Consider the following 22,920-nt stretch of genomic DNA (forward strand, 5'->3'; position numbering starts at 1 on the left):
TTGGGATGATGGAAGTGTTAAAAAACAAGGTAAGCGCATTTTGGAAAGAAGAGGACGGGCTCGGCACGTTGGAGCTTATTCTGATTATCGGGGTTATTATCATTATTGCTTTGATTTTTAAAGACCAAATAACGGCACTAATCAAGTCTCTTCTTAGCAAAGTGGATACAAAAAGTAATGAATTTTTCCCGGGTTAAGAGGCTGAAGAAGGAAGAAGGGAGCTTCACCGTTGAAGCCTCCCTGATCTTCCCTGTCGTGCTGTTTATTCTTGTGTTGTTGCTCTTCTTTACCATGTACATGTATCAAAAGACATTCCTGAATCAACACGCCTATGCAGCTTCCGAACGTGCAGCTTATAGCTGGGACAACAGCCGTAAGCAGGCGATGACGGGTGAATTTGTCGCTGGAGAACATGACAATCTGTACTGGAGATTGACGGATGATCGTATGCTTGGCGCACTGTTTGGCTGGGTGGGAGCGGATAATCAGGCTAGCGTTTCTATACCTGCTGGTGAAGGGGGTAGTCTCTCGGAACAGAAATTAGCACAAGCGGTGCAACATATGCCTTCAGCTATGAAAGGAACGATTGAGTATCAGAATTCTCTGATTCAGCGGAAGGTAACAACTAAGCTGGACCAGGTAATTTCTCTGCCTCTTCCTTCTTTTTTGTTGGATTCAGGTAACCGTGTTCTGACCCAGGGATCATCCGCCGTTGTTGAACCGGTTGAATTCATTCGAACGGTCGATCTGGTCCGTTACTACGCAGCCAAGTTTAAAGGTAAAGGCGGAGAAGCCACGAGTACTGCTGCGGAAGCAGGGCAGGTTGTGCAGCATTTTGGCAAAAGCAAAAAGTGAGAAAAGGAGGAGGGCGGAGCTGTTTAGAAAAAAAGACGGTGAGTCGGGAGCCGTAACCCTTTTTTTAATATTAATACTAGCCGGAGTCTATATGTTTGTAGCTATATTTATTGATTACGCTCGGATTGCTGCATTCAAGGTGCAGACCGAACGGATGACACATGCTGCGATGAGATCCGTCATGTCAGCCTATGACACATCACTCCGGGAGTATGGTTTATTCGGGTATGGCGATAGCAGTGGGGATGCCATTATGGCTAAAGTGTTGAATGATAGCGTGAAGCCTTCATCGGTAAAAGATGGATTTCCCATTCTGGATATTCAGTGGGATACCACTACGCTGAGCATGGAGCGTGAACTGGGCAGATACGATATATTTAATCGCCAGATTCAGGAGGAGATGAAATATCGGGCTCCGGTTGATTTTACCCTTGAAGTGATCAATCGGTTCAAACCGATGTCGGATGAGATGAAGGAAGCTGCACACACGGTAGACTTGCTGAAAAAATTACAGAAGTTATATGACAAACGTGAGGAATTACTGGATGAAGCCATTGCCAATCAGACGGAATCCGCAGAGAAACTGAAGAATCTTCCGAAGTTGATCATGGACCCGCCTTCACAGGCCATCTATGAAGAGATGCTGGAAGATACACCAGAGACAGCTGCGGAGGCAGCGGCACGTTATGCAGATTATCTGAACAAGAAACAGGCGGATGAGGGACTGCCGTTCAGAGAGCAACAATACATATTGGAATTGGCTCGTTATCGGACTGGTGTTAGTAATGTGGTGACAGGCATCAGTATGATCATACAACCGGCGTTACAGGCCCATCAAACAAAGCTGGATCAAGCACATTCTAAGATCGAAGAAGCGCGCAAGATTAATGAGGAAATGAAACGTGTGATCGCGGAGGGGGAGAACCGTTCACAGAATGCCAGCTATGACAACGTGGGCAACTCGAATCTGCCTGGAACGAGTCCTGCATCTACTGGATCAGGCAGTGAAGCCAAAAGCACGCGCTCCCTCGCCTCAGAGCTTGTGAGGGCAGATAGCCTATTTGATCAGTTGAAGGCACGAGTGGTTTCACAGAATACGGACTTCGACAACGTCAGAAGAGACAATATGGAATTGAATACACAGCTTCGTAGTGTCACAGGCATGAGTGGGGTTCCGATTAAACCGGCGGTCAGACAGGCAAGTCAGATTACCGAACGATACATGGACAGCTACGTACGCAACGGTCCTGCCAACCTCATTCAACAGAGTAAGCAGCAGCTGGAGAGTGGTCGTGGGTCGGATGCCCAGCGGAAAGCGAATGACAAAGAATCCAAAGGGAAATTGAAGGAAGTCAAACGAATCTTGTCGCAGATTCAGAATGGAAGTTCCGGTTCCATGGACGCTTTCAAGCAGTTGGAGGAATATTACAACGCTAATATTGCTTTTAACGAGGCTAGTCGTGAGGATGCCAAAAAGGCAGAGATTGCGGGTGATCCCTATGAATCTGGTGGCGACGCCATGAAGGGAATGGACAGTTTGTTTGGCGGGATGTCGGGTCTGCTGGACAGTCTTGGTGACGAATTATTTCAGAATGAATATGCTTTATCCTATTTCAACTCCATGGACTTTGGGCAGCTATTAACCTGGACTGAAGGTGGTGGAGATGCTGGTGATGTTTTCAAACTGGAGAATCAGGAACTGGAGTATATCGTCTACGGGTTTCATAACCCTTCGGGCAACATTGCTGCGGCATATGCGGAGATCTTTGGGATGCGACTGGCTATTCGGACGGCAGAAGGGTTAATTGAGCACAGTAAGCTGGGAAATCCTCTTCTTGTGTTATCGGCGGCGATCTTATACGGAATTACAAACGCCATTGCGGATATGGTGAAACTAGCGAAAGAGGGCAGTGTGGAGTTGTCCAAGTATATCAAAGTCAAACTGACGTACAGGGACCATCTCCGATTGTTTCTCCTGATGCATAGCAACAATGAACGCAAAATGTCCAGAATGCTGGCTCTGATCCGATTAAATACCGGTGTGAACCCGGATGAGAAACAGACGTATGCTTCGGGTAACATGCGCAGTAGCATCAAGTTGTGGTTTTTGCCTGGGGTGGTTAGAAGCATAGGTGCAGTTATGGGGAGTGCGGATCAGGTTGAAGATGGGCGATTTTTCATTGAGCGGAAGGCGGATTATTCCTATTGAATGATCGGGATCGTTTCGGTGGAGGGATTATGGATAAGCAGCAACAATATGAAAAAGAATGCGCACAATTACAGATTCGTTTAACACGAATAATCAGATTGCAACGTTTGAAGTCTCTGAATAAGCAGATATGTTCTCCGAAAAAGGAACAAGGCAGCATGGTTCTGGAAGCTTCACTGGTGTTACCTGTCTTTCTATTCTTTATCATGTTTCTCATCTTCATAGTGCAAATGACTCTAATCTCCACAGCGTTACAGAGCACGGCGGGTGAAGCGGTGAAGCAGTTTTCAACGAAAATATATCCCGTTTCCCTGGCATTCACACCTTCTGATTCTGCCGGCGGAGAAGGTTCTGGAGGGGGTTGGAAGATACCAGAGTTATCTCTGACGGAATGGGCAGAAGGTTATGCTTCTTCTCTACCCGAGCCATTAAGTGATTGGGTACGTTCAGCAGCGGCCAGTGGTGAACAGCCGCTACAGGAGATCAAGACATCGGTCTTCGAAACGGTGCTTGATCCGACGATCAAACCGTTGCTTCAACCATTTATCGAACCAACGCTGCTGAATATGGAACGTGTTCATGTGAATGGTATTTCGATACCTGATCTCAAAAACAAAACAAATCCATATTTCCGACTTGAACTGAGTTATGAATTGCCGGTAAAAGTCCCCTTTCTCAGTAAACCGCTACGGATTCAGGCTGCTGCGGCAGAACGGGTATGGATTGGAGATACCGGAGAAGGATCAGATGGTAGCGGAGGGGACGAGGATACTGCGGGTTCAGCAACGGTATTATCGAAGCCTGACCCGGCTTACATAGGTAACAATGCAACGATCAAGGTGAAGGTAGAACCAGGAGCGACAGCCAACTTAACGATATTTTACAAGTCAGGTGAAAGTTCTGCAAAGCACATCGGTTGGGCGACCGCAGATGAGAATGGAATTATTGAATGGAACTGGTTTGTTGGTACTCGGACAACAGAAGGAACATGGAGTTTTGTTGTCGAGACAGGGGACGGTGCCAAGACGGAGACTACGTTTAACGTGGCCTCCAGAAAATAAGTGAGGAGATGATGGAGGTGGAGTGGTTTTACATTGCCTGTGGCATCTACGTTATTGCAGCTTTTATTACAGATATTCGTTCCATGAAAATTCCCAATCGATTGACTTTACCCGTGACTGCCGCTGGCATACTGGCCCATATTATATGGGGAGGATGGGATGGATTCTTGTTCTCAGCTGCCGGATTTGCAGCAGGTTTTGGTATCTTGTTCCTGATGTATGCAATTGGAGCGGTGGGGGCAGGAGATGTGAAACTGTTTGGTGGGATTGGCGCATGGACCGGACTCGCTTTTGGCATGCATGTCATTGTTTATTCCGTTTTGTATGCGGGAGCAATTGGTCTAGTAATACTTCTATTCCGTAAAGATTCAGCCAAACGAATTCGAGGCATGGCAGGTAGTCTTGCAGGCTTTTTCATGCTCGGTTCTCTCAAGCTGGTAAACAAAGAGAAGACATTGAAGTTTCCGTTTATGCTGGCGGTGTTACCTGGATTTATCACGGTGCTTATCTCAGGAATTTTCCCTTAAGTGAAGGAGTCGAGAAATTTGGAGAATAACAGCGATCTGAACCTATATAGCAATGGAAAGAGAGGATTGGCATGTATGGACTAACGAGAGATTTTATCCGTAATGGCGGGGCTTTCATGGTTTTGGAGAAAGCAGACGGGTTACGAATGGAGGAATTGAGCCGCGTACAGATGGGGATGTTGTCCTCCAATCAGATTCCGCGACTTCTTCCTGTTCATGTTCGTGAAGTAGACCGAAATGTCACTTTGCAGTATGACATATCAGGCTACAAGATGTTATCCCAGATGTTAAAGTCAAGCAAAATCAAGTTGCGTGTTCTATATGGTCTTTTGTTCCAACTGGCCGATGCCTTCACGGAATGCCGACAATATATGCTGGAGCCTCGTAAATTATGGATTCATGAGGAGTACTTGTTTATCAATGGTTCATTTGAACAAGGTGAACTTGGAATGGTATATGTACCGATCATGGATACGGTTGAAGTCGATTCGACGCCTCAGCAATTCCGTGAACTGGTGATCAGGCTGATGGCCCATGTACAGGAACTGCAGGGAGAAGGCATTCAACGTGTTCTGCAACTATGCGACAATGAACACTGGGATATCAGACAGTTGAGAGAGCTTTTGCTGGAGTTGTACGCTGATGAGCAAGAGAGTGGAGGAAGCGCAGCATTCCTCTCGTCCAGAACGTCGGAAATGGGCGATGCTCCAAGAGCAAGAGGTGCTTCGCATTCGTCCATAACTGAGCGGGATAACATGCGAGCTACTGGTCATTCTCGACCATATCAACCCAGTGCTCCTGATCAAAATGATTCTGTAGAGCCGCAGCTACATTTACGTCAGCCGCAGAAAATGAGTGCTTCTGAGGTTGAAGACATTCCGGAGAGATCCCGAACCTTTCCAGGCAGACGCTCATCTGGACAATCTTCATTGGAGAGCTCTAACGCTATGGATAAGGGACTGAGTAACCCATATGATTCGCTAGAGCGTGTTGATATGGAAGTGGAGGAAAAGTCCGGATCGTCCAAAGTAACGTATATCATATTAGGCTGCATGGTGACTATGGCATTGGTATGGAGATTCATATACATGGAGCAACCTGGACAGACGCAGATGATTCTATCGGCGGTACTAAGCCTTGGTTTACTTGGTGTGGCAGGATGGACGTGGAAGCACAGCAGGAGGAACCCTGATATTGACAAAGAGACTAAGCGGTCGTTTTCATTCAGCCTAGGTAAGAACAAAGGCAAGCAAACGGAAGATGAAGAGGAACTATTTCAGGAGAGTTGGCGCTGGAATACAGCTGATCGGTCTGAGGAACGTGTAAACCAAGCGGTGGAATCAGCTTCAGAAGGTAGTGCGCATTCCCGTTTTCAAAATCTGCATATGACCACTGAACATTCAAAACCATTATTAGTTCAGCACCAGGATAGAACAATAGCTTCAACTTCGGAGTCGATCCGACATAATGCAGTTGCGGAAGCAACCGTAAACTTGCAGAATCTGGCTGGAGGTAATGTTATAACGGGAGGCCCAGTAGTACCTTCATTCTATCTAGAACGAAGATCCGGAAGCGGTGACCAACATGAACGGATGGATGTGCAGGGAGCGTCTTTTGTAATCGGAAGATCAGTGGACATGGTTCAGTGGGTGGATACAGCGACCGGTGTGTCCCGTGCTCATGTGGAATTGAGCCGGAACAAATCGGGCTATGTGATTAAGGATCTGGGTTCCGTCAATGGAACCATTCTTCAAGGCAATATTCTTGCTCCTTACAAGGAGTATCCATTGGCGGATGGAGATACATTTACCCTGGCTGAATCTGTTTACACCTATCGGTCGGTTAGGTAAGCAATGGGTCATTCCCGTAGTGCAATCAGTCCGATAAGCCACGGTGCTTCAGATCTTCAAGGGCCTGGGTTAATGTTGGGAAGGTGAACTGGAATCCGTGGTCGAGTGCTTTTTGCGGAATGACTCTCTGCCCTTGAAGCACGACAACGGATAGTTCTCCCACCAAGGTTTTTATCAGGAAGCTGGGTACGGGGAACCAGTGAGGGCGATGATACACCTTACCCACCGTGCGACCAAATTCATCATTGGTAACAGGGTTTGGTGAGGAAGCATTGACCGGACCCGATACTTGTTTATTTTGAATGCTAAAATCAATAAGTCTGACGATATCCATAATGTGTATCCAGCTTGTCCACTGCTTGCCACTACCGATCTTACCGCCAACACCCAGCATATAAGGCAGTTTCATTAATGGAAATGCACCTTTTTTATGTCCGAGTACCAAGCTAACCCGAATCTTAACGAGTCTTACATTTTTGATCGCATCTGCAGCAACTTCCCATTGCTCGGAGACCCGGGACGGGAAATTCATGGACTTTTGCGGACTATTCTCATCAAAGGTTTCGGTAGGGGAGGTACCATAGATGGCCATGGCAGAAGCTTGAACGACCACTTCCGGTTTTTGCTCCAGTGACTCCACCAATCGGGCTACCCGGGCCACGGTCGTTACTCTGGATTCAACAATCTCCAGCTTCGCCTTGGTTGTCCAGCGTTGGTTCAACGTTTCTCCGGCAAGGTTAACTAGCGCATCCACACCTTCTATCAATTGAGGTTGTTCTTCGACTTGTTCCCACGATATATATGTAAGATTCTTACTTGGATTATGCAAGTCAGGCAGTTTGCGTGTAATGACTTTCACATGGTGTCCGGCTTGCAGCCAGTAATCCACAAGTGCTCCTCCCACAAACCCGGTACCTCCACAAATGGCAATTTTCATATCGAACATCCTCTCTGTATTTTCACTGCGCTGACGTATACTCTCGAATCGACAAACAGCCCCGGACGGTAAGCAATGCCTGTTGGGAACGACTTACCTGACGGAGCATATCTGTATCTAATTAACCAAATCCATATATGGCTTAACTCATCTTTGTAATTTATTTAATCAAATGTTGATAAGGGGAATAATCAATTTTGTTTTTCTCCAAAAATTTTACTAAAAACTTATTATCCCGCTTCGGTGTGGCAATAATGTATCCTTTGATGCAATGATCTCTCGAGACTTCCGTGGCGTTGTCCTCAACTGCAATTTTACCAATCTCTGCAGCAATGGAATGTTTGGCGATGTCACGAAACGGCCCAGGCACAGGCTCCACAAGTTGATCCAAAAAAGCTTTGGCTTCATCGGTCCATAAGTGACGGCTGGCTTCAACCCAATAATTCTGCCAATCCAGTTTGGATCTTCCGTCCGCTTTTGGTAGCACTTTCAAAAACTTGCGCATCATAAAAAATCCACCGATACACATGCTGCCAAGCAATAAAAAAGTCCAGAATGCGATCGTATTCATAAACCAATTGCTGGGGGAACTGCTGGTCAGTATCATCGCGTAGGAGTCGAAAATCATTGCGGAGTCACCTCGGTTCATTGATTTTCACGGAAAGACGGATTACGCCCACCATGTTCCACATATTAGCTGCCAAAAATAGCCTCTATCCCGAATTATAGCGCATTTCTAGATTTATTTCGATAATCGCGTTAGAATAAGGGATAATTCAGATTAAGGGGGATCAATAATGCTGAAAATCGGCTCCCACGTGTCCTTTTCGGACAAGGGATTATTGAGTGCAACGAAGGAAGCGTCCTCGTACGGTTCCAGTTCGTTTATGATATATACGGGTGCACCACAGAATACACGTCGCAAGCCAATTGAGTCCATGTATATTGAAGAAGGCAAGGTTGCCATGCAAGAGGGTGGGATGGAAGATATCGTTGTCCATGCACCGTACATTATTAATCTTGGCTCGTACAAAGATAACACGTTTAGACTGGCTGTAGATTTCCTGCAGGAAGAGATTCGTCGGACACATGCCATTGGTGTGAAAAACATCGTATTGCATCCCGGCGCATTTACAGACAAAGATGCCCACTATGGGATCGGACGGATCGCAGAAGGGTTGAATGAAGTGCTGGAGGGTGTGAAAGAGACGGATGTGAACATCGCTCTGGAGACCATGGCTGGCAAAGGTACGGAGATGGGTCGCAGTTTCGAAGAGATCGCCCAGATTATCGAGAAAGTAACATATAACGAGCGTCTGACTGTGTGTATGGATACATGTCACATTCATGATGCCGGATATGATATCGTTAATGATTTTGACGGTGTACTGGAACAATTCGATCGCACGGTAGGACTTGACCGCATTGCCGTAATGCATATTAATGATAGTAAGAATGCTGTGGGTGCGCACAAGGACCGTCATACACCGATTGGCTCTGGCTGGATCGGGTTTGAGGCGATTAACCGCATCGTGAACCATGAGAAGCTTCAAGGACGTCCATTTATTCTGGAGACACCTTGGATTGGTAAAGAGGCCAAGACACAGCGTCCAATGTATGAAGTGGAGATTGCGCTGCTGCGTGGGGATGTTGCCGGTCGATTTGGCCAGGAATTCCTGACAGAAGTAGAACAGCTGCAACACTTTTTCAAAGCTAAAGAGATTGAGTCTCGTTCGTATATTCTGGATGTATGGACATTGCTCAAAAATGATGCCAAAGCCAAAAAGGCAGATCCGCGCGAGCCACTGGAACGCCTTTATGACATGGTGACTGAAGCTGCACTGTTCCCGCATTTGAATGAAGAACAACTGAATCATCGCTTGATTGCCTGGCTTGCGGGTTAACCCCCGCAGGTCATGGCTTAATTGAAGGAGGAAGAATAACCCGATGGAGATCCATGCTAAACAAGTACGCCCTGATTCTAAAAACCGCGCCGATCGTGCGCGCATGCTCATTTCCTGTCCAGATGGTCCAGGAATTGTTGCTGCCGTATCTCATTTCCTGCACCAGCATGGTGCAAATATTGTTCAGTCGGACCAATATACAATGGACCCTGCTGGCGGCATGTTCTTTATGCGAATCGAGTTCGATCTTCCGCAGTTGTTGATCAATCTACCGAAACTGGAAGCCGATTTTGCAGAAGTGGCAAGCCGTTTCCAAATGGAATGGACGCTATCTGCGGTTAGCCGCAAGAAGAAACTGGCTATCTTTGTATCCAAAGAAGATCACTGTCTGGTTGAATTGTTATGGCAATGGCAGGCAGGCGACTTGGATGCAGATATTGCTCTCGTGGTCAGCAACCATCTGGACATGAAGGACTATGTAGAATCATTTGGCATTCCATATCATCATATTCCGGTTACAGCAGATACGAAGAAAGAAGCAGAACAGCGTCAACTTGACGTCATCGGCAATGATGTGGATGTGATCATTCTGGCTCGTTACATGCAGATCATCTCTCCAATGTTCATTGAGCACTACCGCAATCGAATCATTAACATCCATCATTCATTCCTGCCAGCCTTCGTGGGCGGTAAACCGTATGCTCAAGCGTACAACCGCGGTGTCAAAATTATCGGTGCGACAGCGCACTATGTTACGGAAGAACTGGATGGCGGCCCGATTATTGAACAGGACGTGCAGCGTGTAAGCCACGGTGATGATGTAACCGAACTGAAACGTATTGGACGTACCATTGAGCGTGTTGTGCTAGCACGTGCCGTGAAATGGCATGTCGAAGATCGAGTTCTTGTTCATGAAAATAAAACCGTCGTATTTTAAACTCATGCTTTAATACTGCGCAAGGTTGATTCGGAACCACGTAATAGACTAACAAAAAGGCGACCCCAATTCGTTTACGAAGTGGGAGTCGCTTTTTTCGCATTGATATACTTTCCGCACAAGCCAAGCACAATGCCAAACAGCAGATGTCCAATAACCCAGTAGAGCATGGCTGCCACATCGTACAGGTCTGGCACACGTGAAGATAGTTGAGAGAGTGGGATATAGAGTAGAGACGAAACAGCACCAAGCAAGATTCCTTTGAACATGGGGCGGCCTGACCGTTGTACCCACCACAAATAGAAGATGGCGATGGCAACGGACACGATTAGGTGTAAAGAAAACTCAATGAACTCGGGTAAAGTTGGCGGAAGGCCAGGCATAAAATCGATATTCAGAAGCAGAGTATATACTTGTTCATCAGTGTAGGCCTGAATCATTTTAAGGAAAAATCCCAGGACAACTCCAGATAGAATACCGGTTAAAATACCGAATATCCAGGGTAATGAGTGCTTTAATGATGGGGATGGGTTAGCAGCAGGATCTGGCATGATCGCGACCTCCTATAGATTTTCGAATCCATATTCAGGAATATTATATGTGAATTACGGATGGATATCTAAAAAATGCATGGTTTTCGGCTTAGAGGTTATACTTCATGCGATGGATTTGCGAGGTTCCTTAAGTCTGCTTTTGGAATTTAGTACCTTGTACAGTACGATTTTTGCTTGATAGGCCAAGGATTTTTCATCACAAACAACCGACTTTTCCCGAACTTCTAAAAGAAGGTTATGGAAAAGCTTCACGCCAAGTGATACAATACAAAAGTGAATAAGTCAAAATGAAACACTCAAGCGGATTCACTTATTGTGAAATTCGGTTTGCTTGGTTGATGAGAGGGATTCGCTTGCGCACCCGACTTATCTAAAGACATGAGGAGGACAAACCATGACTGACAAGAACGAAGCGATTCAAAAAGACGAGAATACTACAATCGACAACCTGTCGATTACGACCGTACGTACTTTGGCGATTGATGCAATTGAGAAGGCAAATTCCGGACATCCGGGTATGCCTATGGGCTCCGCTCCAATGGGGTACCAACTTTTTGCAAAAACGATGACTCATAACCCGGACCACCCAACTTGGGTTAACCGGGACCGTTTTGTCCTGTCTGCAGGACATGGCTCCATGTTGCTGTACAGCTTGCTGCACCTGAGCGGTTATGATCTTCCAATGGAAGAACTGAAACAGTTCCGTCAATGGGGAAGCAAAACTCCGGGTCACCCGGAATTCGGACATACTGCAGGTGTTGATGCAACTACCGGCCCACTGGGTCAAGGTATTGCAATGGCTGTAGGTATGGCGATGGCTGAAGCTCAACTGGGCGCAACATACAATAAAGACAAATTCAACGTAGTTGACCACTACACTTACGCAATCTGTGGTGATGGTGACTTGATGGAAGGCGTATCCCATGAATCAGCTTCTCTGGCTGGACGTTTGCACCTGGGCAAACTGATCATGTTGTTCGACTCCAATGACATCACGTTGGATGGTAAATTGGATCTGTCTTCTTCCGAAAGCATCGCGAAGCGTTTTGAAGCTTATGGCTGGCAAGTGCTGCGCGTTGAAGATGGTAACGATCTGCCTGCAATCGAAAAAGCAATTCAGGAAGGTCAAGCAGATACGCTGCGTCCTACACTTATCGAAGTTAAAACGGTTATCGGTTACGGTAGCCCGAACAAACAAGGTAAAGGCGGCCACGGCGGTACTCACGGATCTCCACTGGGTGCAGACGAAGCTAAATTGACTAAAGAGTATTACAAATGGGTTTATGAAGAAAACTTCCACGTACCAGCTGAAGTTCGCGATCACTTTGCACAAGTGAAAGATCGTGGTATCTCTGCTAATAAAGCTTGGGACGAGAAATTTGCCGAGTACAAAAAAGCATTCCCTGAGCTGGCAGCTCAATTCGAAACAGCGATTAACGGCGACCTTCCAGAAGGTTGGGACCGTGATCTTCCTAAATATGCAGCAACAGACAAAGCGCTTTCCACTCGTGTAGCATCCGGTAACGCTCTGAACGGTCTGGCGCACAACGTGCCACAACTGACAGGCGGATCTGCTGACTTGGAAAGCTCCACAATGACTCACTTGAACAACCTGGAGAACTTCACACCTGAAGATTACTCCGGCCGTAACATCTACTTCGGTATCCGTGAATTCGGTATGGCTGGAGCAATGAACGGTATGGCACTGCACAGCGGTGTGAAAGTATTCGGCGGTACGTTCTTCGTATTTACCGATTACCTGCGTCCGGCTGTTCGTCTGGCTGCCCTGATGGGATTGCCTGTAACGTACGTTCTGACTCACGACAGTATCGCTGTTGGTGAAGATGGTCCTACGCACGAACCGATCGAGCAATTGGCATCCCTGCGTATCATTCCTAACCTGACGGTTATTCGTCCAGCTGACGGTAATGAAACTTCGGCTGCTTGGGCTTACGCGCTTGAGAACAAGAGCAACCCGGTTGCACTCGTACTCACTCGTCAAAACCTGCCGATTCTGGAAGGTACGGTTGAAGGTTCGCGTGAGAACGTGAAACGTGGTGCTTATGTTGTGTCTGATGCAAAAGATGGCAAAGCGGTAGCACAAATCATCGCTACAGGTTCTGAAGTGCAATTGGCTGTTAAAGCTCAAGCAGCACTTGCAGAACAAGGCATCCAAGTTCGCGTAATCAGCATGCCAAGCTGGGATCTGTTCGAGAAACAAGACAAAGCTTACAGAGAGTCCGTTCTTCTTCCGGATGTTAAAGCTCGTCTTGCAATTGAAATGGCTTATCCAATGGGCTGGGAGAAATATGTTGGAGATCAAGGTGACATTCTCGGAATCAGCACTTTCGGTGCATCCGCGCCTGGCGACCGTGTTATCCAAGAGTATGGCTTTACAGTGGACAACGTGGTTAGCCGCGTAAAAGCATTGCTGTAATAGCTTCATAAGCGCTGCTATGGTCGGGAGGGCATCATGCTGTCCTGATCCATGGCAGTAAGTTATTTCCGCAGAGATGGGCGGTAACTCGTTATGGCCCTGATCTGTTTTGCCTTTTGTTTTCATTAACTTCAGGGGAGCGGGTACGCATGTCACAATTCGATCAAGTCAGTGTAGTGAAAGAGGCCAACATTTATTATGATGGTCAGGTAACCAGCAGAACGGTTATTTTGGGGGATGGCAGCAAAGTGACTCTGGGCATCATGCTTCCAGGCAGTTATGAATTCGGTACGGATTCCCGTGAAATTATGGAGATTCTGTCCGGAGATCTGAAAGTATTGCTTCCCGGAGAAGAAGAGTGGCAAGAGATTCAAGGTCAAGCTACGTTCCACGTGCCTGCCGAATCCAAATTCAAACTGGAGATACGCAGCGTTACTGACTACGTCTGCTCGTACCCGGCGGAATAACATAAGAAGGGTAAGCAGAACCGCAACCCGCGGATTCGGTTTACCCTTTTTGCTTCTTGAATTCTAACGACAAAGTTCGAGTAGCAAGCTTGTCAGCCCCGTGGATTTGAAGTATCCTTAAGGCAAGTTGTTTAGAATGGAACACGCAGTATAACCGAAATCAGGAGGTTTTTGAGATCATGGCAAAAAAAGTGACATTTGACTATAGCACGGCATTGCAATTTGTAAATCAGCACGAAGTGGATTATTTCGCAGAACCGATTCGTCTCGCTCACGAGCAACTTCACAACGGAACAGGAACAGGCTCCGATTATCTGGGCTGGATTGACCTGCCAACGGCTTATGACAAAGAAGAGTTCGCACGCATTCAAAAAGCAGCTGCCAAAATCCAAAGCGACTCCGAAGTACTGATCGTTATCGGTATCGGTGGATCATATCTGGGTGCACGTGCAGCGATTGAAATGCTGACTCACTCTTTCTATAACAATCTGCCAAAAGACAAACGCAAAACGCCTGAAATCTATTTTGCAGGAAACAATATCAGTTCCACATATGTAACTCATTTGCTGGATCTGGTTGAAGGCAAAGATTTCTCCGTCAACGTAATCTCCAAATCCGGTACAACAACAGAGCCGGCAATTGCTTTCCGTATCTTCCGTGCAGCACTGGAAGAAAAATATGGTAAAGAAGAAGCACGCAAACGCATATATGCTACAACAGACAAAGCGCGCGGTGCACTGAAAGAACTGGCAAATGCTGAAGGGTACGAATCCTTCATTATCCCGGATGATGTTGGTGGACGTTACTCCGTTCTGACAGCTGTAGGTTTGCTGCCAATAGCAGCAGCTGGTATCAGCATCGAAGAAATGATGCAAGGTGCGGCTGATGCATCCAAGGAATACAGCAACCCGAACGTAGCTGAGAACGAAGCATATCAATATGCAGCTGTTCGTAACGCATTGTATCGCAAAGGCAAAGGCACTGAGATCCTTGTAAACTATGAGCCATCCTTGCACTTCGTATCCGAGTGGTGGAAACAGTTGTTCGGAGAGAGCGAAGGTAAAGACTATAAAGGGATCTATCCTGCATCTGTTGATTTCTCTACAGACTTGCACTCCATGGGTCAATTCATCCAGGAAGGTAGCCGGAATATCTTCGAAACTGTTATTCAGGTTACTGAAGTTGCGGAGCATATCTCAATCAAATCCGATCCGGACGATCTGGATGGTTTGAACTTCCTTGAAGGCAAAACCATGGATTTTGTTAACAAAAAAGCATTCCAAGGAACACTGCTAGCACATACGGATGGTCAAGTACCAAACCTGATTGTGAACATTCCAGATATGACTCCATATTCTTTCGGATATCTGGTATACTTCTTTGAAAAAGCATGCGGCATCAGTGGCTACCTGCTGGGCGTCAATCCATTTGACCAACCAGGTGTGGAAGCTTACAAGAAAAATATGTTCGCATTGTTGGGCAAACCAGGCTTTGAAGAAGAGAAAGCAGCGCTCGAAGCGAGACTTTCCGAATAATTCATCGGTCTGCTCATATAGTTAAATAAGGTAAAGTAACTCTATCCGGGAATCACTGTTTATGTAAGATGCAGGATTCCCAGATGTAGATAACCAGGGCAGTTCGTCCGCGTTCGCGCGGGGAACTGCTTTCTTGCAAAATGGAGTTGGACTCAGGAAAAGATCAGAAAGTTGGATTCGGAATGATTGAACGTTATCGCACGGTTCGAGGACCGGGCAATCTGGAAATTGTAATCAAGAAGTCGCGATTTATCGGTCATATTATGCCGGTCACGACAGAGGAAGAGGCGGTTGCCTTTATCGATGAGATCAAGAAAAAACATTGGAATGCGACTCATAACTGCTCTGCGTACATGATTGGGGAGCGCGATGAGATCCAGAAGCAATCCGATGACGGGGAACCAAGCGGAACAGCAGGGAAACCCATTCTTGAAGTAATCAAAAATCAGAAATTAAAAAATGTAGCAATTGTGGTTACGCGATACTTCGGGGGAATTATGCTTGGAGCTGGTGGGTTAATTCGTGCTTATACGGATGGAGCTGTAGCAGCCATTGAAGCCGGAGAAGCCATTACCAACGTGCTGCATCGTGAAGTGTTTGTTGAACTGGATTATACGTGGTTGGGTAAAGTGGAAAATGAGTTAAGGAGCCGGGAAGTCCGTACAGGTGAAACTGGATTCACCGATAAGGTTACGTTGACTTGTCTTCCGCCGGATAGTGAAACCGAGGCTTTTGTAGCCTGGATCACGGATTTGACGCAAGGGCAATCCCGGATCACGGAGGGACAGCGGCTTTATTTTATTGAAGGGGAATAAAATATATGGCTAGAAGAGCAGTCGAACAGGAGTTGTCGAGGGAGCGGATACTGGAGGCGGCGAGGCACCTTTTTATTACCAAAGGATACCGCGCCATTTCGATGCGAAGCATCGGCCAGCATCTGGGCTATAGTCATGGGTCGCTGTATTATCACTTTAAGGAAAAGGCAGAGCTGTTCTATGCCATCGTGGTTGAAGATTTTAATCATTTGGGGCATTTACTGCTGCAAGCTATGGTCAGGCCGGTTCGTGATGATGTGAGCAAGGTAGAGCACATTATGATGGAGTTTATTCGCTTTGGTCTGGAGAACCCATACCAATACGAAATTATGTTTATGATCAGGGACGAAGAACTGTTGTCTTATTGTCGTACCGAACAGGGACGCTGCTTCGAATTGTTCGCATCGATTATAAGGCAGTACATGAATGAAGAGAATTGTACAGAAGAGGACATTCAAAGGGTACCGCGTACGCTATTTTTGGCTATGCACGGATTCATTTCTTATTACATTCAGGACCGTTTAACGTTTGTGGAGATTGAATCGTCTGCGCTGTCTCATGTCAAAGTGCTGTGCCGCAATCTGGGTCAGCAGCCTGGCGTCCAATAATGGCGCTATTGTTGCACCCCTACACTTCAGGGCGGTGATTTGTCATAACTTTAATTCTTTATAACGTTGTCTCGCGAAAGTTTATATGCGCAGCAGACCAAGTCAGGCGGCTCCGACCCGAAATGAGGGTGGACCGCCTGTTTGTGTTTGCAAAATTGAACGAGTGGGTGGCAGGCCTGTTGGGCCGAATCTAACCTTCCATTATTTTGAGGAAGTACTCCCGCTCACGAGGTCCATCGAATTCGCAAAAGTAAATGCCTTGCCATCGGCCAAGCAGCAGTCTGCCTTCATGAATAATTACCGTCTGTGATGGCCCTGTTGTGATCGATTTGAGGTGAGAGGCTGTATTACCTTCGGCATGTCGATATTCGGGATGCTCCCAGGGATACACTTCGTCCAGGCGCAACAATACATCGTGTTTCACATCCGGGTCTGCATTTTCGTTGATGGCGATACCCGCCGTCGTATGTGGACAGTAGATAAGCACCGTCCCGTTCTGCACGCCGCTATTCTGGACAACCTGCTTTACGTCCCGTGTGATATCCTTCATTTCATCTCGTGTGGAAGTGGATATATTCTTCGTATATAACATGTTAAATCACTCCTTAGGATCTCATTTCTTACCCTCGATTGTACCTTAACCACTACATACCAAACAAACCACATATCAAGGTGAAAAAAGCAATTCGTATGATAACGGAGAGGGCAGAAATAACCTGAAGAAGCATAAGCTTCGCCTTTATCACCGGATTTCCCCTTAATAAAAGGGGATCAAAGAAATCTGGGGATAACAGTGATCGGAAGGTTGTTCTGGCCGCGCAGTGTGCAGTGCGATTTTAATTAATTGATCTCATATGTGGCCCAATTATATTCAATAAAAGCATTGACGATTAGCACTGCAAACTGGTAAAGTATCAGAAAAGCAAAACCAAGTAGACTAATGGGAATAATGTTAAAGTAATATAATCCAACTTAGGAAAATGTCGTACCGAAGCAGGGAGACTGCCGACCGGAACTTAAGCCGGAGGCTGGGAGGGAACGCAGCAATGAATACCGTTCTTCGTCATAAGGGATGGACTTGGGGATTCCGCAGTACCGTATTATTATATTTTATCGTACTTATTGTACTTCCAATCATCGGTGTGTACGTCAACTCCTTCTCGGAAGGATGGAGCAACTTCGCCCAGAGTATCATGGACCCGATCGCGTGGAAAGCCGTGCTGCTGACGATTCGGCTGGCCGTAATTGCAACGCTGATTAACGTGGTTCTTGGCACGATGATCGCCTGGGTGTTGACAAGGTATCGCTTTGTGGGCCGATCATTTCTCAACAGTTTGGTCGATCTTCCGTTTGCACTGCCAACAGCGGTGGGCGGCTTGATGATTATGCTGCTTTTGGGTCCGGTCAGTGCCATCGGGAAACTGGCAGAATCCATGGGATTCGAGATTGTGTTTCACCAGCCCGCAATTGTTATAGCGATGACCTTTGTCACATTTCCATTTGTGATCCGTGCGGTGCAGCCTTTGCTGGAAGAGATTGATCCTTCCGAGGAAGAGGCCTCCTACACGATGGGTGCTTCCAAGGCTCGCACATTCATGCAGGTGATTCTGCCTTCCATGGCACCTGGCATGATCAGTGGGGGGATGTTGGCTTTCTCCAGAGGACTGGCTGAATTCGGGGCTGTCGTGCTGGTGGCTGGTAACATTCCGGGAAGAACACTGACCGCTTCCGTATTTATCTACGGGGAGATTGAAAGTGATAATCCAACGGGAGCCGCTGCTGTATCCGTGTTGCTCCTGACGCTCTCCTTCCTGATCCTCTGGCTGATCAATCTGGTGCAGATGCGGGGGAGAAGACGATGAGACGACTCTTAATCGGACTGACGTTTGCGGTATTTATTGTACTGTTGATCATCCCGCTTGGACGCATTTTTATTGGCGCATTTGAAGACGGGGCAGGTGGATTCCTGAAAGGGTTAATGCGCCCTGAGGCGTTACATGCCTTGATGATGACCGGACTGGTTGTTCTGGTGGTCACCCTGTTAAATACATTGTTTGGCATCATGATGGCTCTGTATCTGGTTCGTGCCGGATGGCTGAGTGAACGGATAAAAGGGCTGCTGAACAGCATTGTAGACCTGCCTTATGCCGTATCTCCTGTCATTGGGGGCTTGATGATTGTATTGATGCTGGGACCTAACAGCATTATGGGCGCTTTTTTTGAAGGAATCGGATTCAATGTGGTCTATGCCTTCCCAGGTATGGTGATCGCAACGTTATTTGTTACCTTTCCACTGATGGTCAGAGAAGTTATGCCTGTTCTGCAGGAACTCGGTTCACAGCAAGAGGAGGCCGCATCTACACTGGGCGCCTACGGCTGGAGAACGTTCTGGAGTGTGACCTGGCCTTCAATCCGCTGGGCAGTGGTATACGGTCTTGTCTTGACGGTTGCGCGCTCGCTTGGGGAATTCGGTGCAGTGCTGGTCGTATCCGGTAATATTATGAACAAAACGCAGACAGCAACAACACTGGTATATCAGGATGTTGAAAATTTTAATGTAGCTGCCGCAAATGGTGTGGCATTGGTGCTGGTTACCTTCTCCGTCGGGCTGCTGCTCATGATGGAATGGGCCAAGAAGCGAAAGGAAGTGCATTGATATGCATGTAGAAGTCCGTGATCTGAACAAACATTTCGGTGATTTTCATGCGGTAAAAGATGTCTCATTCGATATTGCCAAAGGCCATCTGATCGGTCTGCTTGGACCCAGCGGAGGCGGGAAAACGTCCATTCTGCGTATGCTTGCGGGTCTGGAGAATCCGGGTTCCGGAGAGATTCGCTTTCACGGAAAAGTGGTGAATCATCTGCCTCCACAGGAGCGGGGCATCGGATTTGTATTCCAGAACTATGCCTTGTTCAAACATATGACGGTATTTGAGAATATTGCTTTTGGACTCAAGGTCAAAAAGACGCCAAAAGCCCAGATCCGTGATCGGGTTATGGAACTCGTTGAATTGACCGGGTTAAAAGGTTTCGAACAGCGCTATCCCCATCAGTTGTCTGGTGGGCAGCGTCAGCGTGTTGCTTTTGCCAGAGCACTCGCCCCTGAACCGCAGCTGTTATTGCTGGACGAACCGTTCGCGGCCATTGATGCCAAGATCCGTCAGGAACTGCGTTCATGGTTGCGGGAGCTAATCGAGCGGGTAGGAATCACTTCGATATTTGTAACGCATGACCAGGATGAAGCGATTGAAGTGGCGGATGAAATCATGATTATCAGTCAAGGTCGTCTGGAACAGAAGGGCACACCTTGGGATATTTACAAAAACCCGCAGACACCTTTTGTCGCTACATTTATCGGGGAGTCTACGGTTGTGGAGGATGCTTCACAGCTGAAAGGCTTCGAACATGCGGTTGAGGGTGAAGGTACACGAGCGCTGATCCGACCGGAGTACATTGAGATCGGTTTGAAAAACGAGTTCACCATGCTGTCTGCTACGGAAAAAGGTACAGTCAAACATCTTCATTTCCGCGGCAGTGAATGGATGGTAGAGGTGGAAGTACAGGGTCACAAGTTAATCACGTATCGTTCCCTGGAGAAAACGACATTGGAGATCGGTCAACAGATTAGAGTCCTTGTACACCGTGCATACTTGTTCAATGATTCCAACAGTTGGGTGGTTGAGAACCGACTGAAGGAAGATCCAATGCCGGTGATGATTTAGATCAAGTGGAAGAAAGGGGCTGCCCATGCAGACGAGGAAGAAGAAAGTCACACTTTTATATGTTGCCCTCATGCTTCTGCTCGTCTGCATGACCGCTGGATGCAGCAAGCAGGAGGAGTCAAGCGAACAGAACGAGCCCGCTGGTAACGATTCGTCCAATACGCTGGTGATCGGTGCTTATAGTGTAGCGAAAGACGCTGTAGGCGAGTTGCTACCCAAGTTCCAGGAGGAGTGGAAGGCGAAGACTGGACAGACAATTAACTTCCAGGAATCTTATGAAGCTTCAGGTACACAGGCAAGAGCCATCGTTGGTGGATTCGAGGCTGATGTGGCCCTGCTCGCGATGGAGAGTGATATCGATAAGCTGGTCAAAGCCGACTTGGTTAGCTCCGATTGGAAACAGACCCCTAATGAAGGCATGATTACTCGTTCGATTGTTGTTCTGGGAACAAGATCAGGCAACCCGCTGGGGATTCGTGATTTTCAGGATTTAACGAAGCCAGGCGTGAAGGTATTGTACCCCAATCCAAAGACATCCGGGGGCGCACAATGGGATATTAATGCCATCTACGGTGCAGGATTGAAACTGTCGGAGGAGCAAGAGGGTAAGAAAGACCCTGCCGCAGCCAAGGCTTTTCTCGAACAAGTGCATCGCAACGTTGAATCATTGGACAAGAGTGGTCGCTCTTCGATGGCGGCATTCGAGTATGGTGTGGGTGATGTAATCGTCACGTATGAAAATGAATTACTTGCCCGGATCGCCAAAGGTGTAGATTATGACATCGTCGTTCCGAAGAATACGATCTTGATCGAGAACCCCGCAGTCGTGGTGAATAAATATGCTGACAAACACGGGAATCGTGAACTGGCAGAAGCCTTTGTCGCCTATCTGCGTACACCAGAAGCACAGCGTATTTTTGCCAAGCATGGTTTTCGTTCAGTAGATCCGGATGTATTTGCACAGACGGAGTCCACATTCCCAACGCCAGAAGGACTATTTGATATCAATTATCTAGGGGGATGGGACGAAGTTCGCAGTACGTTGTACTCCAAGCGCGGCGTGTGGTATCAGGTGCTCGCGGGGCTGTAGTGGAATCGTACAGCATTGAAATGGCCTCTCCATGGTTAGATCATGTCTAACCATGGGGAGGCCATTTACGTGAACGGGAGTTAAAGCAAAAATGCTCTGGATTTATTCTTACAGCACTATTATTGCTGTTCTGGATTTAAGTCCATAAAATACAATTCAGCTTGAGTACTATCCTTGTCATATTCCATGCGAGTAAAGGTGAGATTATCTCCGAAATTATAAATAGGTGTATAGCTTCCTTCTTTTTTAATTACTCGTTGCTTATTGCCTGTGGCTAAATCTACAGCCATAATATAGGGGGATTGTTTGTAGATAAGCTGATTTTCAAATAAAAAAGGCGAGTATCCACCGAGCAGTGAGCTGTCGTGAGTAATGGAATAAATCAGTTTTTTTGTTTTTCGATCTAAGATTTCAGTAGTACTCTCCGCTGTTAATACAATCCATTGCTCATTTGCTGTGAAATCATAAATGTCTTCACGATCTTTAACAATAACTTCAGGTTCGGAATGATCTTTAGGATACAAAAGAATGTCAAAGCGTTTTACATTGTTTGCACCTTTATTTTCGAAAACCGTTTGTTGTATCAATAATCCCTCATCAATAGGCCTTTGTACATCAAGGAAAACACCATCTCTGTTCTTTTTATCTTGTTCATTTAGCAATTGTGTGGTTACCTTGGTCTTGATACTGCTTTTTACATTATAAATAAATGCTTCATTTTTAACGATGTGATTGGTGATCTTCTTCTCTATCCAGCTAATTTCATCTTGATAGGTTCTTAATACAGGGACGGCCATTTGATCTTCGCTAATGCCTTCGGCAAAAACGACAGGCATTGCCTTAAGATCATCTCGCTTCATCCGTAGAATTTGCCATGGTGTATTATTATCCGTTGCGTTAGCTGTGTTCTCTATCCAAAATAAGTCGTCTCCAACAGACACTAGAGTATTAATAATGATGCCTTTCGCAGCGCGGTAGCGAGAAGTATACGTATTCTTTTTCGTGTCAAACTGGATGATCTCCATCTCGGTTAATTCAGTTGTAGAAAAATCTCTGCTAAAAATGACACTGTCGTTGTCATCTTTGTAGCTAGCCACGACGGTATTACGATCTAAAACATCATTTTTGATGGTCACTGAATCCATTGTGAAGGGGAGTTTGAATGCAACGTCGGATTTAACCTCTGGCAGTTCTGGTGCAGTTTGATCATGAGATGAGTCTAGTAAATTGGTTTCAGGTGCAGTTTCCAATGTAGTAGATGACTTTTTAGGTATGTGCTGATCTGTAGTTGGATTGGCTGGAGTTGAATTGGTACATGCTGTGAGCAATAATGTAAGCATTAATGTGATATGAATAGATTTACGTCCATATTTCATATTTATGTTAGAGCCCCCTGTAGAGTAGTGAAGCAG

Annotated in this window: 22 protein-coding genes; 17 read left to right on the forward strand and 5 right to left on the reverse strand. The window is 46.6% G+C overall.

All coding sequences use genetic code 11. The features are described from left to right. The first annotated feature begins 5 nt into the window (after positions 1 to 5). The 6 genes from NYE45_RS06895 (at position 6) to NYE45_RS06920 (ending at position 6,502) form a co-directional block, all read left to right on the forward strand. Positions 6 to 197 carry a Flp1 family type IVb pilin gene (locus tag NYE45_RS06895; protein WP_253431888.1) on the forward strand — a complete coding sequence of 64 codons (192 nt, stop codon included), beginning with the start codon at positions 6 to 8 and terminating at the stop codon, positions 195 to 197. Next, the gene (locus NYE45_RS06900) at positions 178 to 855 is read left to right on the forward strand and encodes a TadE/TadG family type IV pilus assembly protein (protein ID WP_340016134.1); all 678 of its coding nucleotides are present in this window, start codon (positions 178 to 180) and stop codon (positions 853 to 855) included. Before NYE45_RS06895 ends, NYE45_RS06900 begins: the two co-directional genes overlap by 20 nt. Then, positions 836 to 3,064: a hypothetical protein gene (locus NYE45_RS06905; protein ID WP_340016135.1), complete on the forward strand. Its 2,229-nt coding sequence runs from the start codon at positions 836 to 838 to the stop codon at positions 3,062 to 3,064. The genes NYE45_RS06900 and NYE45_RS06905 overlap by 20 nt, the downstream gene beginning before the upstream one ends. Continuing rightward, positions 3,061 to 4,125 carry a pilus assembly protein gene (locus NYE45_RS06910; RefSeq protein ID WP_340016136.1) on the forward strand — a complete coding sequence of 355 codons (1,065 nt, stop codon included), beginning with the start codon at positions 3,061 to 3,063 and terminating at the stop codon, positions 4,123 to 4,125. Before NYE45_RS06905 ends, NYE45_RS06910 begins: the two co-directional genes overlap by 4 nt. A gap of 11 nt (positions 4,126 to 4,136) precedes the next feature. Beyond that, a complete protein-coding gene (locus NYE45_RS06915; protein ID WP_340017324.1) occupies positions 4,137 to 4,652 on the forward strand; it encodes a prepilin peptidase in 516 nt (171 codons plus the stop codon). Positions 4,653 to 4,723: 71 nt separating this feature from the next. Further along, positions 4,724 to 6,502 (forward strand): DUF6382 domain-containing protein, encoded by a 1,779-nt coding sequence (locus tag NYE45_RS06920; protein WP_340016137.1) that lies wholly within the window; start codon positions 4,724 to 4,726, stop codon positions 6,500 to 6,502. Between the two features lie 25 nt (positions 6,503 to 6,527). On the opposite strand, the gene NYE45_RS06925 is transcribed toward NYE45_RS06920, so the two are convergent. Together NYE45_RS06925 and NYE45_RS06930 are read right to left on the reverse strand one after the other, a co-directional pair. Further along, positions 6,528 to 7,439 carry a TIGR01777 family oxidoreductase gene (locus NYE45_RS06925; RefSeq protein ID WP_340016138.1) on the reverse strand — a complete coding sequence of 304 codons (912 nt, stop codon included), beginning with the start codon at positions 7,437 to 7,439 and terminating at the stop codon, positions 6,528 to 6,530. A 160-nt stretch (positions 7,440 to 7,599) separates the two neighbouring features. Continuing rightward, the gene (locus NYE45_RS06930) at positions 7,600 to 8,067 is read right to left on the reverse strand and encodes a DUF2621 domain-containing protein (RefSeq protein ID WP_062833141.1); all 468 of its coding nucleotides are present in this window, start codon (positions 8,065 to 8,067) and stop codon (positions 7,600 to 7,602) included. A gap of 169 nt (positions 8,068 to 8,236) precedes the next feature. Between NYE45_RS06930 and NYE45_RS06935 the strand changes: the two genes are divergently transcribed. After that, a complete protein-coding gene (locus NYE45_RS06935; RefSeq protein WP_340016139.1) occupies positions 8,237 to 9,343 on the forward strand; it encodes a deoxyribonuclease IV in 1,107 nt (368 codons plus the stop codon). Positions 9,344 to 9,386: 43 nt separating this feature from the next. Beyond that, entirely contained in the window at positions 9,387 to 10,280 is an 894-nt protein-coding gene (gene purU / locus NYE45_RS06940; protein ID WP_062833143.1) for a formyltetrahydrofolate deformylase, read from the forward strand. Positions 10,281 to 10,354: 74 nt separating this feature from the next. Here purU and NYE45_RS06945 read toward each other — a convergent pair whose 3' ends face one another. Beyond that, the gene (locus NYE45_RS06945) at positions 10,355 to 10,831 is read right to left on the reverse strand and encodes a hypothetical protein (protein ID WP_340016140.1); all 477 of its coding nucleotides are present in this window, start codon (positions 10,829 to 10,831) and stop codon (positions 10,355 to 10,357) included. Between the two features lie 397 nt (positions 10,832 to 11,228). Between NYE45_RS06945 and tkt the strand changes: the two genes are divergently transcribed. The 5 genes from tkt to NYE45_RS06970 all read left to right on the forward strand — a co-directional run bounded on the left by tkt (position 11,229) and on the right by NYE45_RS06970 (position 16,696). Next, entirely contained in the window at positions 11,229 to 13,271 is a 2,043-nt protein-coding gene (gene tkt / locus NYE45_RS06950; protein ID WP_062833145.1) for a transketolase, read from the forward strand. Between the two features lie 149 nt (positions 13,272 to 13,420). Beyond that, positions 13,421 to 13,738 (forward strand): pyrimidine/purine nucleoside phosphorylase, encoded by a 318-nt coding sequence (locus NYE45_RS06955; RefSeq protein WP_017689983.1) that lies wholly within the window; start codon positions 13,421 to 13,423, stop codon positions 13,736 to 13,738. A gap of 179 nt (positions 13,739 to 13,917) precedes the next feature. Further along, complete coding sequence (locus tag NYE45_RS06960) at positions 13,918 to 15,273, forward strand: glucose-6-phosphate isomerase (protein ID WP_017689982.1); 1,356 nt, start codon at positions 13,918 to 13,920, stop codon at positions 15,271 to 15,273. A 182-nt stretch (positions 15,274 to 15,455) separates the two neighbouring features. Next, entirely contained in the window at positions 15,456 to 16,088 is a 633-nt protein-coding gene (locus NYE45_RS06965) for a YigZ family protein (protein WP_036610785.1), read from the forward strand. Between the two features lie 5 nt (positions 16,089 to 16,093). After that, positions 16,094 to 16,696 carry a TetR/AcrR family transcriptional regulator gene (locus NYE45_RS06970; protein ID WP_017689980.1) on the forward strand — a complete coding sequence of 201 codons (603 nt, stop codon included), beginning with the start codon at positions 16,094 to 16,096 and terminating at the stop codon, positions 16,694 to 16,696. A 190-nt stretch (positions 16,697 to 16,886) separates the two neighbouring features. On the opposite strand, the gene NYE45_RS06975 is transcribed toward NYE45_RS06970, so the two are convergent. Then, positions 16,887 to 17,288, reverse strand: a complete 402-nt coding sequence (locus NYE45_RS06975) for a secondary thiamine-phosphate synthase enzyme YjbQ (protein WP_340016141.1) — start codon at positions 17,286 to 17,288, stop codon at positions 16,887 to 16,889. A 454-nt stretch (positions 17,289 to 17,742) separates the two neighbouring features. Here NYE45_RS06975 and cysT point away from each other — a divergent pair, with 454 nt between their 5' ends. The 4 genes from cysT to NYE45_RS06995 are packed head-to-tail and all read left to right on the forward strand — an operon-like array spanning position 17,743 to position 21,508. After that, positions 17,743 to 18,558 (forward strand): sulfate ABC transporter permease subunit CysT, encoded by an 816-nt coding sequence (cysT, locus tag NYE45_RS06980; protein ID WP_145146488.1) that lies wholly within the window; start codon positions 17,743 to 17,745, stop codon positions 18,556 to 18,558. Then, a complete protein-coding gene (locus NYE45_RS06985; protein WP_017689977.1) occupies positions 18,555 to 19,352 on the forward strand; it encodes a sulfate ABC transporter permease subunit in 798 nt (265 codons plus the stop codon). The genes cysT and NYE45_RS06985 overlap by 4 nt, the downstream gene beginning before the upstream one ends. Before the next feature lies 1 nt (position 19,353). Then, positions 19,354 to 20,418, forward strand: a complete 1,065-nt coding sequence (gene cysA, locus NYE45_RS06990; protein ID WP_169480091.1) for a sulfate ABC transporter ATP-binding protein — start codon at positions 19,354 to 19,356, stop codon at positions 20,416 to 20,418. 25 nt (positions 20,419 to 20,443) lie between these two features. Beyond that, the gene (locus NYE45_RS06995; protein WP_340016142.1) at positions 20,444 to 21,508 is read left to right on the forward strand and encodes a sulfate ABC transporter substrate-binding protein; all 1,065 of its coding nucleotides are present in this window, start codon (positions 20,444 to 20,446) and stop codon (positions 21,506 to 21,508) included. 119 nt (positions 21,509 to 21,627) lie between these two features. On the opposite strand, the gene NYE45_RS07000 is transcribed toward NYE45_RS06995, so the two are convergent. Continuing rightward, the gene (locus NYE45_RS07000; RefSeq protein WP_340016143.1) at positions 21,628 to 22,884 is read right to left on the reverse strand and encodes a hypothetical protein; all 1,257 of its coding nucleotides are present in this window, start codon (positions 22,882 to 22,884) and stop codon (positions 21,628 to 21,630) included. Positions 22,885 to 22,920 lie beyond the last annotated feature (36 nt).

Origin of the sequence: Paenibacillus sp. FSL K6-1318 (assembly GCF_037976905.1) — a bacterium.
GTDB classification, from domain to species: Bacteria; Bacillota; Bacilli; order Paenibacillales; family Paenibacillaceae; genus Paenibacillus; species Paenibacillus amylolyticus_A.

What these genes read in the sequence shown, in the direction of transcription:
- NYE45_RS06985 (WP_017689977.1), top strand. Translation starts at nt 18,555, where the DNA reads ATGAGACGACTCTTAATCGGACTGACGTTTGCGGTATTTATTGTACTG.
- NYE45_RS06965 (WP_036610785.1), top strand. Translation starts at nt 15,456, where the DNA reads ATGATTGAACGTTATCGCACGGTTCGAGGACCGGGCAATCTGGAAATT.
- NYE45_RS06975 (WP_340016141.1), bottom strand. Translation starts at nt 17,288, where the DNA reads ATGTTATATACGAAGAATATATCCACTTCCACACGAGATGAAATGAAG.
- NYE45_RS06900 (WP_340016134.1), top strand. Translation starts at nt 178, where the DNA reads ATGAATTTTTCCCGGGTTAAGAGGCTGAAGAAGGAAGAAGGGAGCTTC.
- cysA (WP_169480091.1), top strand. Translation starts at nt 19,354, where the DNA reads ATGCATGTAGAAGTCCGTGATCTGAACAAACATTTCGGTGATTTTCAT.
- tkt (WP_062833145.1), top strand. Translation starts at nt 11,229, where the DNA reads ATGACTGACAAGAACGAAGCGATTCAAAAAGACGAGAATACTACAATC.
- NYE45_RS06945 (WP_340016140.1), bottom strand. Translation starts at nt 10,831, where the DNA reads ATGCCAGATCCTGCTGCTAACCCATCCCCATCATTAAAGCACTCATTA.
- NYE45_RS06930 (WP_062833141.1), bottom strand. Translation starts at nt 8,067, where the DNA reads ATGATTTTCGACTCCTACGCGATGATACTGACCAGCAGTTCCCCCAGC.
- NYE45_RS06915 (WP_340017324.1), top strand. Translation starts at nt 4,137, where the DNA reads ATGGAGGTGGAGTGGTTTTACATTGCCTGTGGCATCTACGTTATTGCA.
- NYE45_RS06970 (WP_017689980.1), top strand. Translation starts at nt 16,094, where the DNA reads ATGGCTAGAAGAGCAGTCGAACAGGAGTTGTCGAGGGAGCGGATACTG.
- NYE45_RS07000 (WP_340016143.1), bottom strand. Translation starts at nt 22,884, where the DNA reads ATGAAATATGGACGTAAATCTATTCATATCACATTAATGCTTACATTA.
- NYE45_RS06925 (WP_340016138.1), bottom strand. Translation starts at nt 7,439, where the DNA reads ATGAAAATTGCCATTTGTGGAGGTACCGGGTTTGTGGGAGGAGCACTT.
- NYE45_RS06935 (WP_340016139.1), top strand. Translation starts at nt 8,237, where the DNA reads ATGCTGAAAATCGGCTCCCACGTGTCCTTTTCGGACAAGGGATTATTG.
- NYE45_RS06960 (WP_017689982.1), top strand. Translation starts at nt 13,918, where the DNA reads ATGGCAAAAAAAGTGACATTTGACTATAGCACGGCATTGCAATTTGTA.
- NYE45_RS06895 (WP_253431888.1), top strand. Translation starts at nt 6, where the DNA reads ATGATGGAAGTGTTAAAAAACAAGGTAAGCGCATTTTGGAAAGAAGAG.
- cysT (WP_145146488.1), top strand. Translation starts at nt 17,743, where the DNA reads ATGAATACCGTTCTTCGTCATAAGGGATGGACTTGGGGATTCCGCAGT.
- NYE45_RS06920 (WP_340016137.1), top strand. Translation starts at nt 4,724, where the DNA reads ATGTATGGACTAACGAGAGATTTTATCCGTAATGGCGGGGCTTTCATG.
- NYE45_RS06995 (WP_340016142.1), top strand. Translation starts at nt 20,444, where the DNA reads ATGCAGACGAGGAAGAAGAAAGTCACACTTTTATATGTTGCCCTCATG.
- purU (WP_062833143.1), top strand. Translation starts at nt 9,387, where the DNA reads ATGGAGATCCATGCTAAACAAGTACGCCCTGATTCTAAAAACCGCGCC.
- NYE45_RS06955 (WP_017689983.1), top strand. Translation starts at nt 13,421, where the DNA reads ATGTCACAATTCGATCAAGTCAGTGTAGTGAAAGAGGCCAACATTTAT.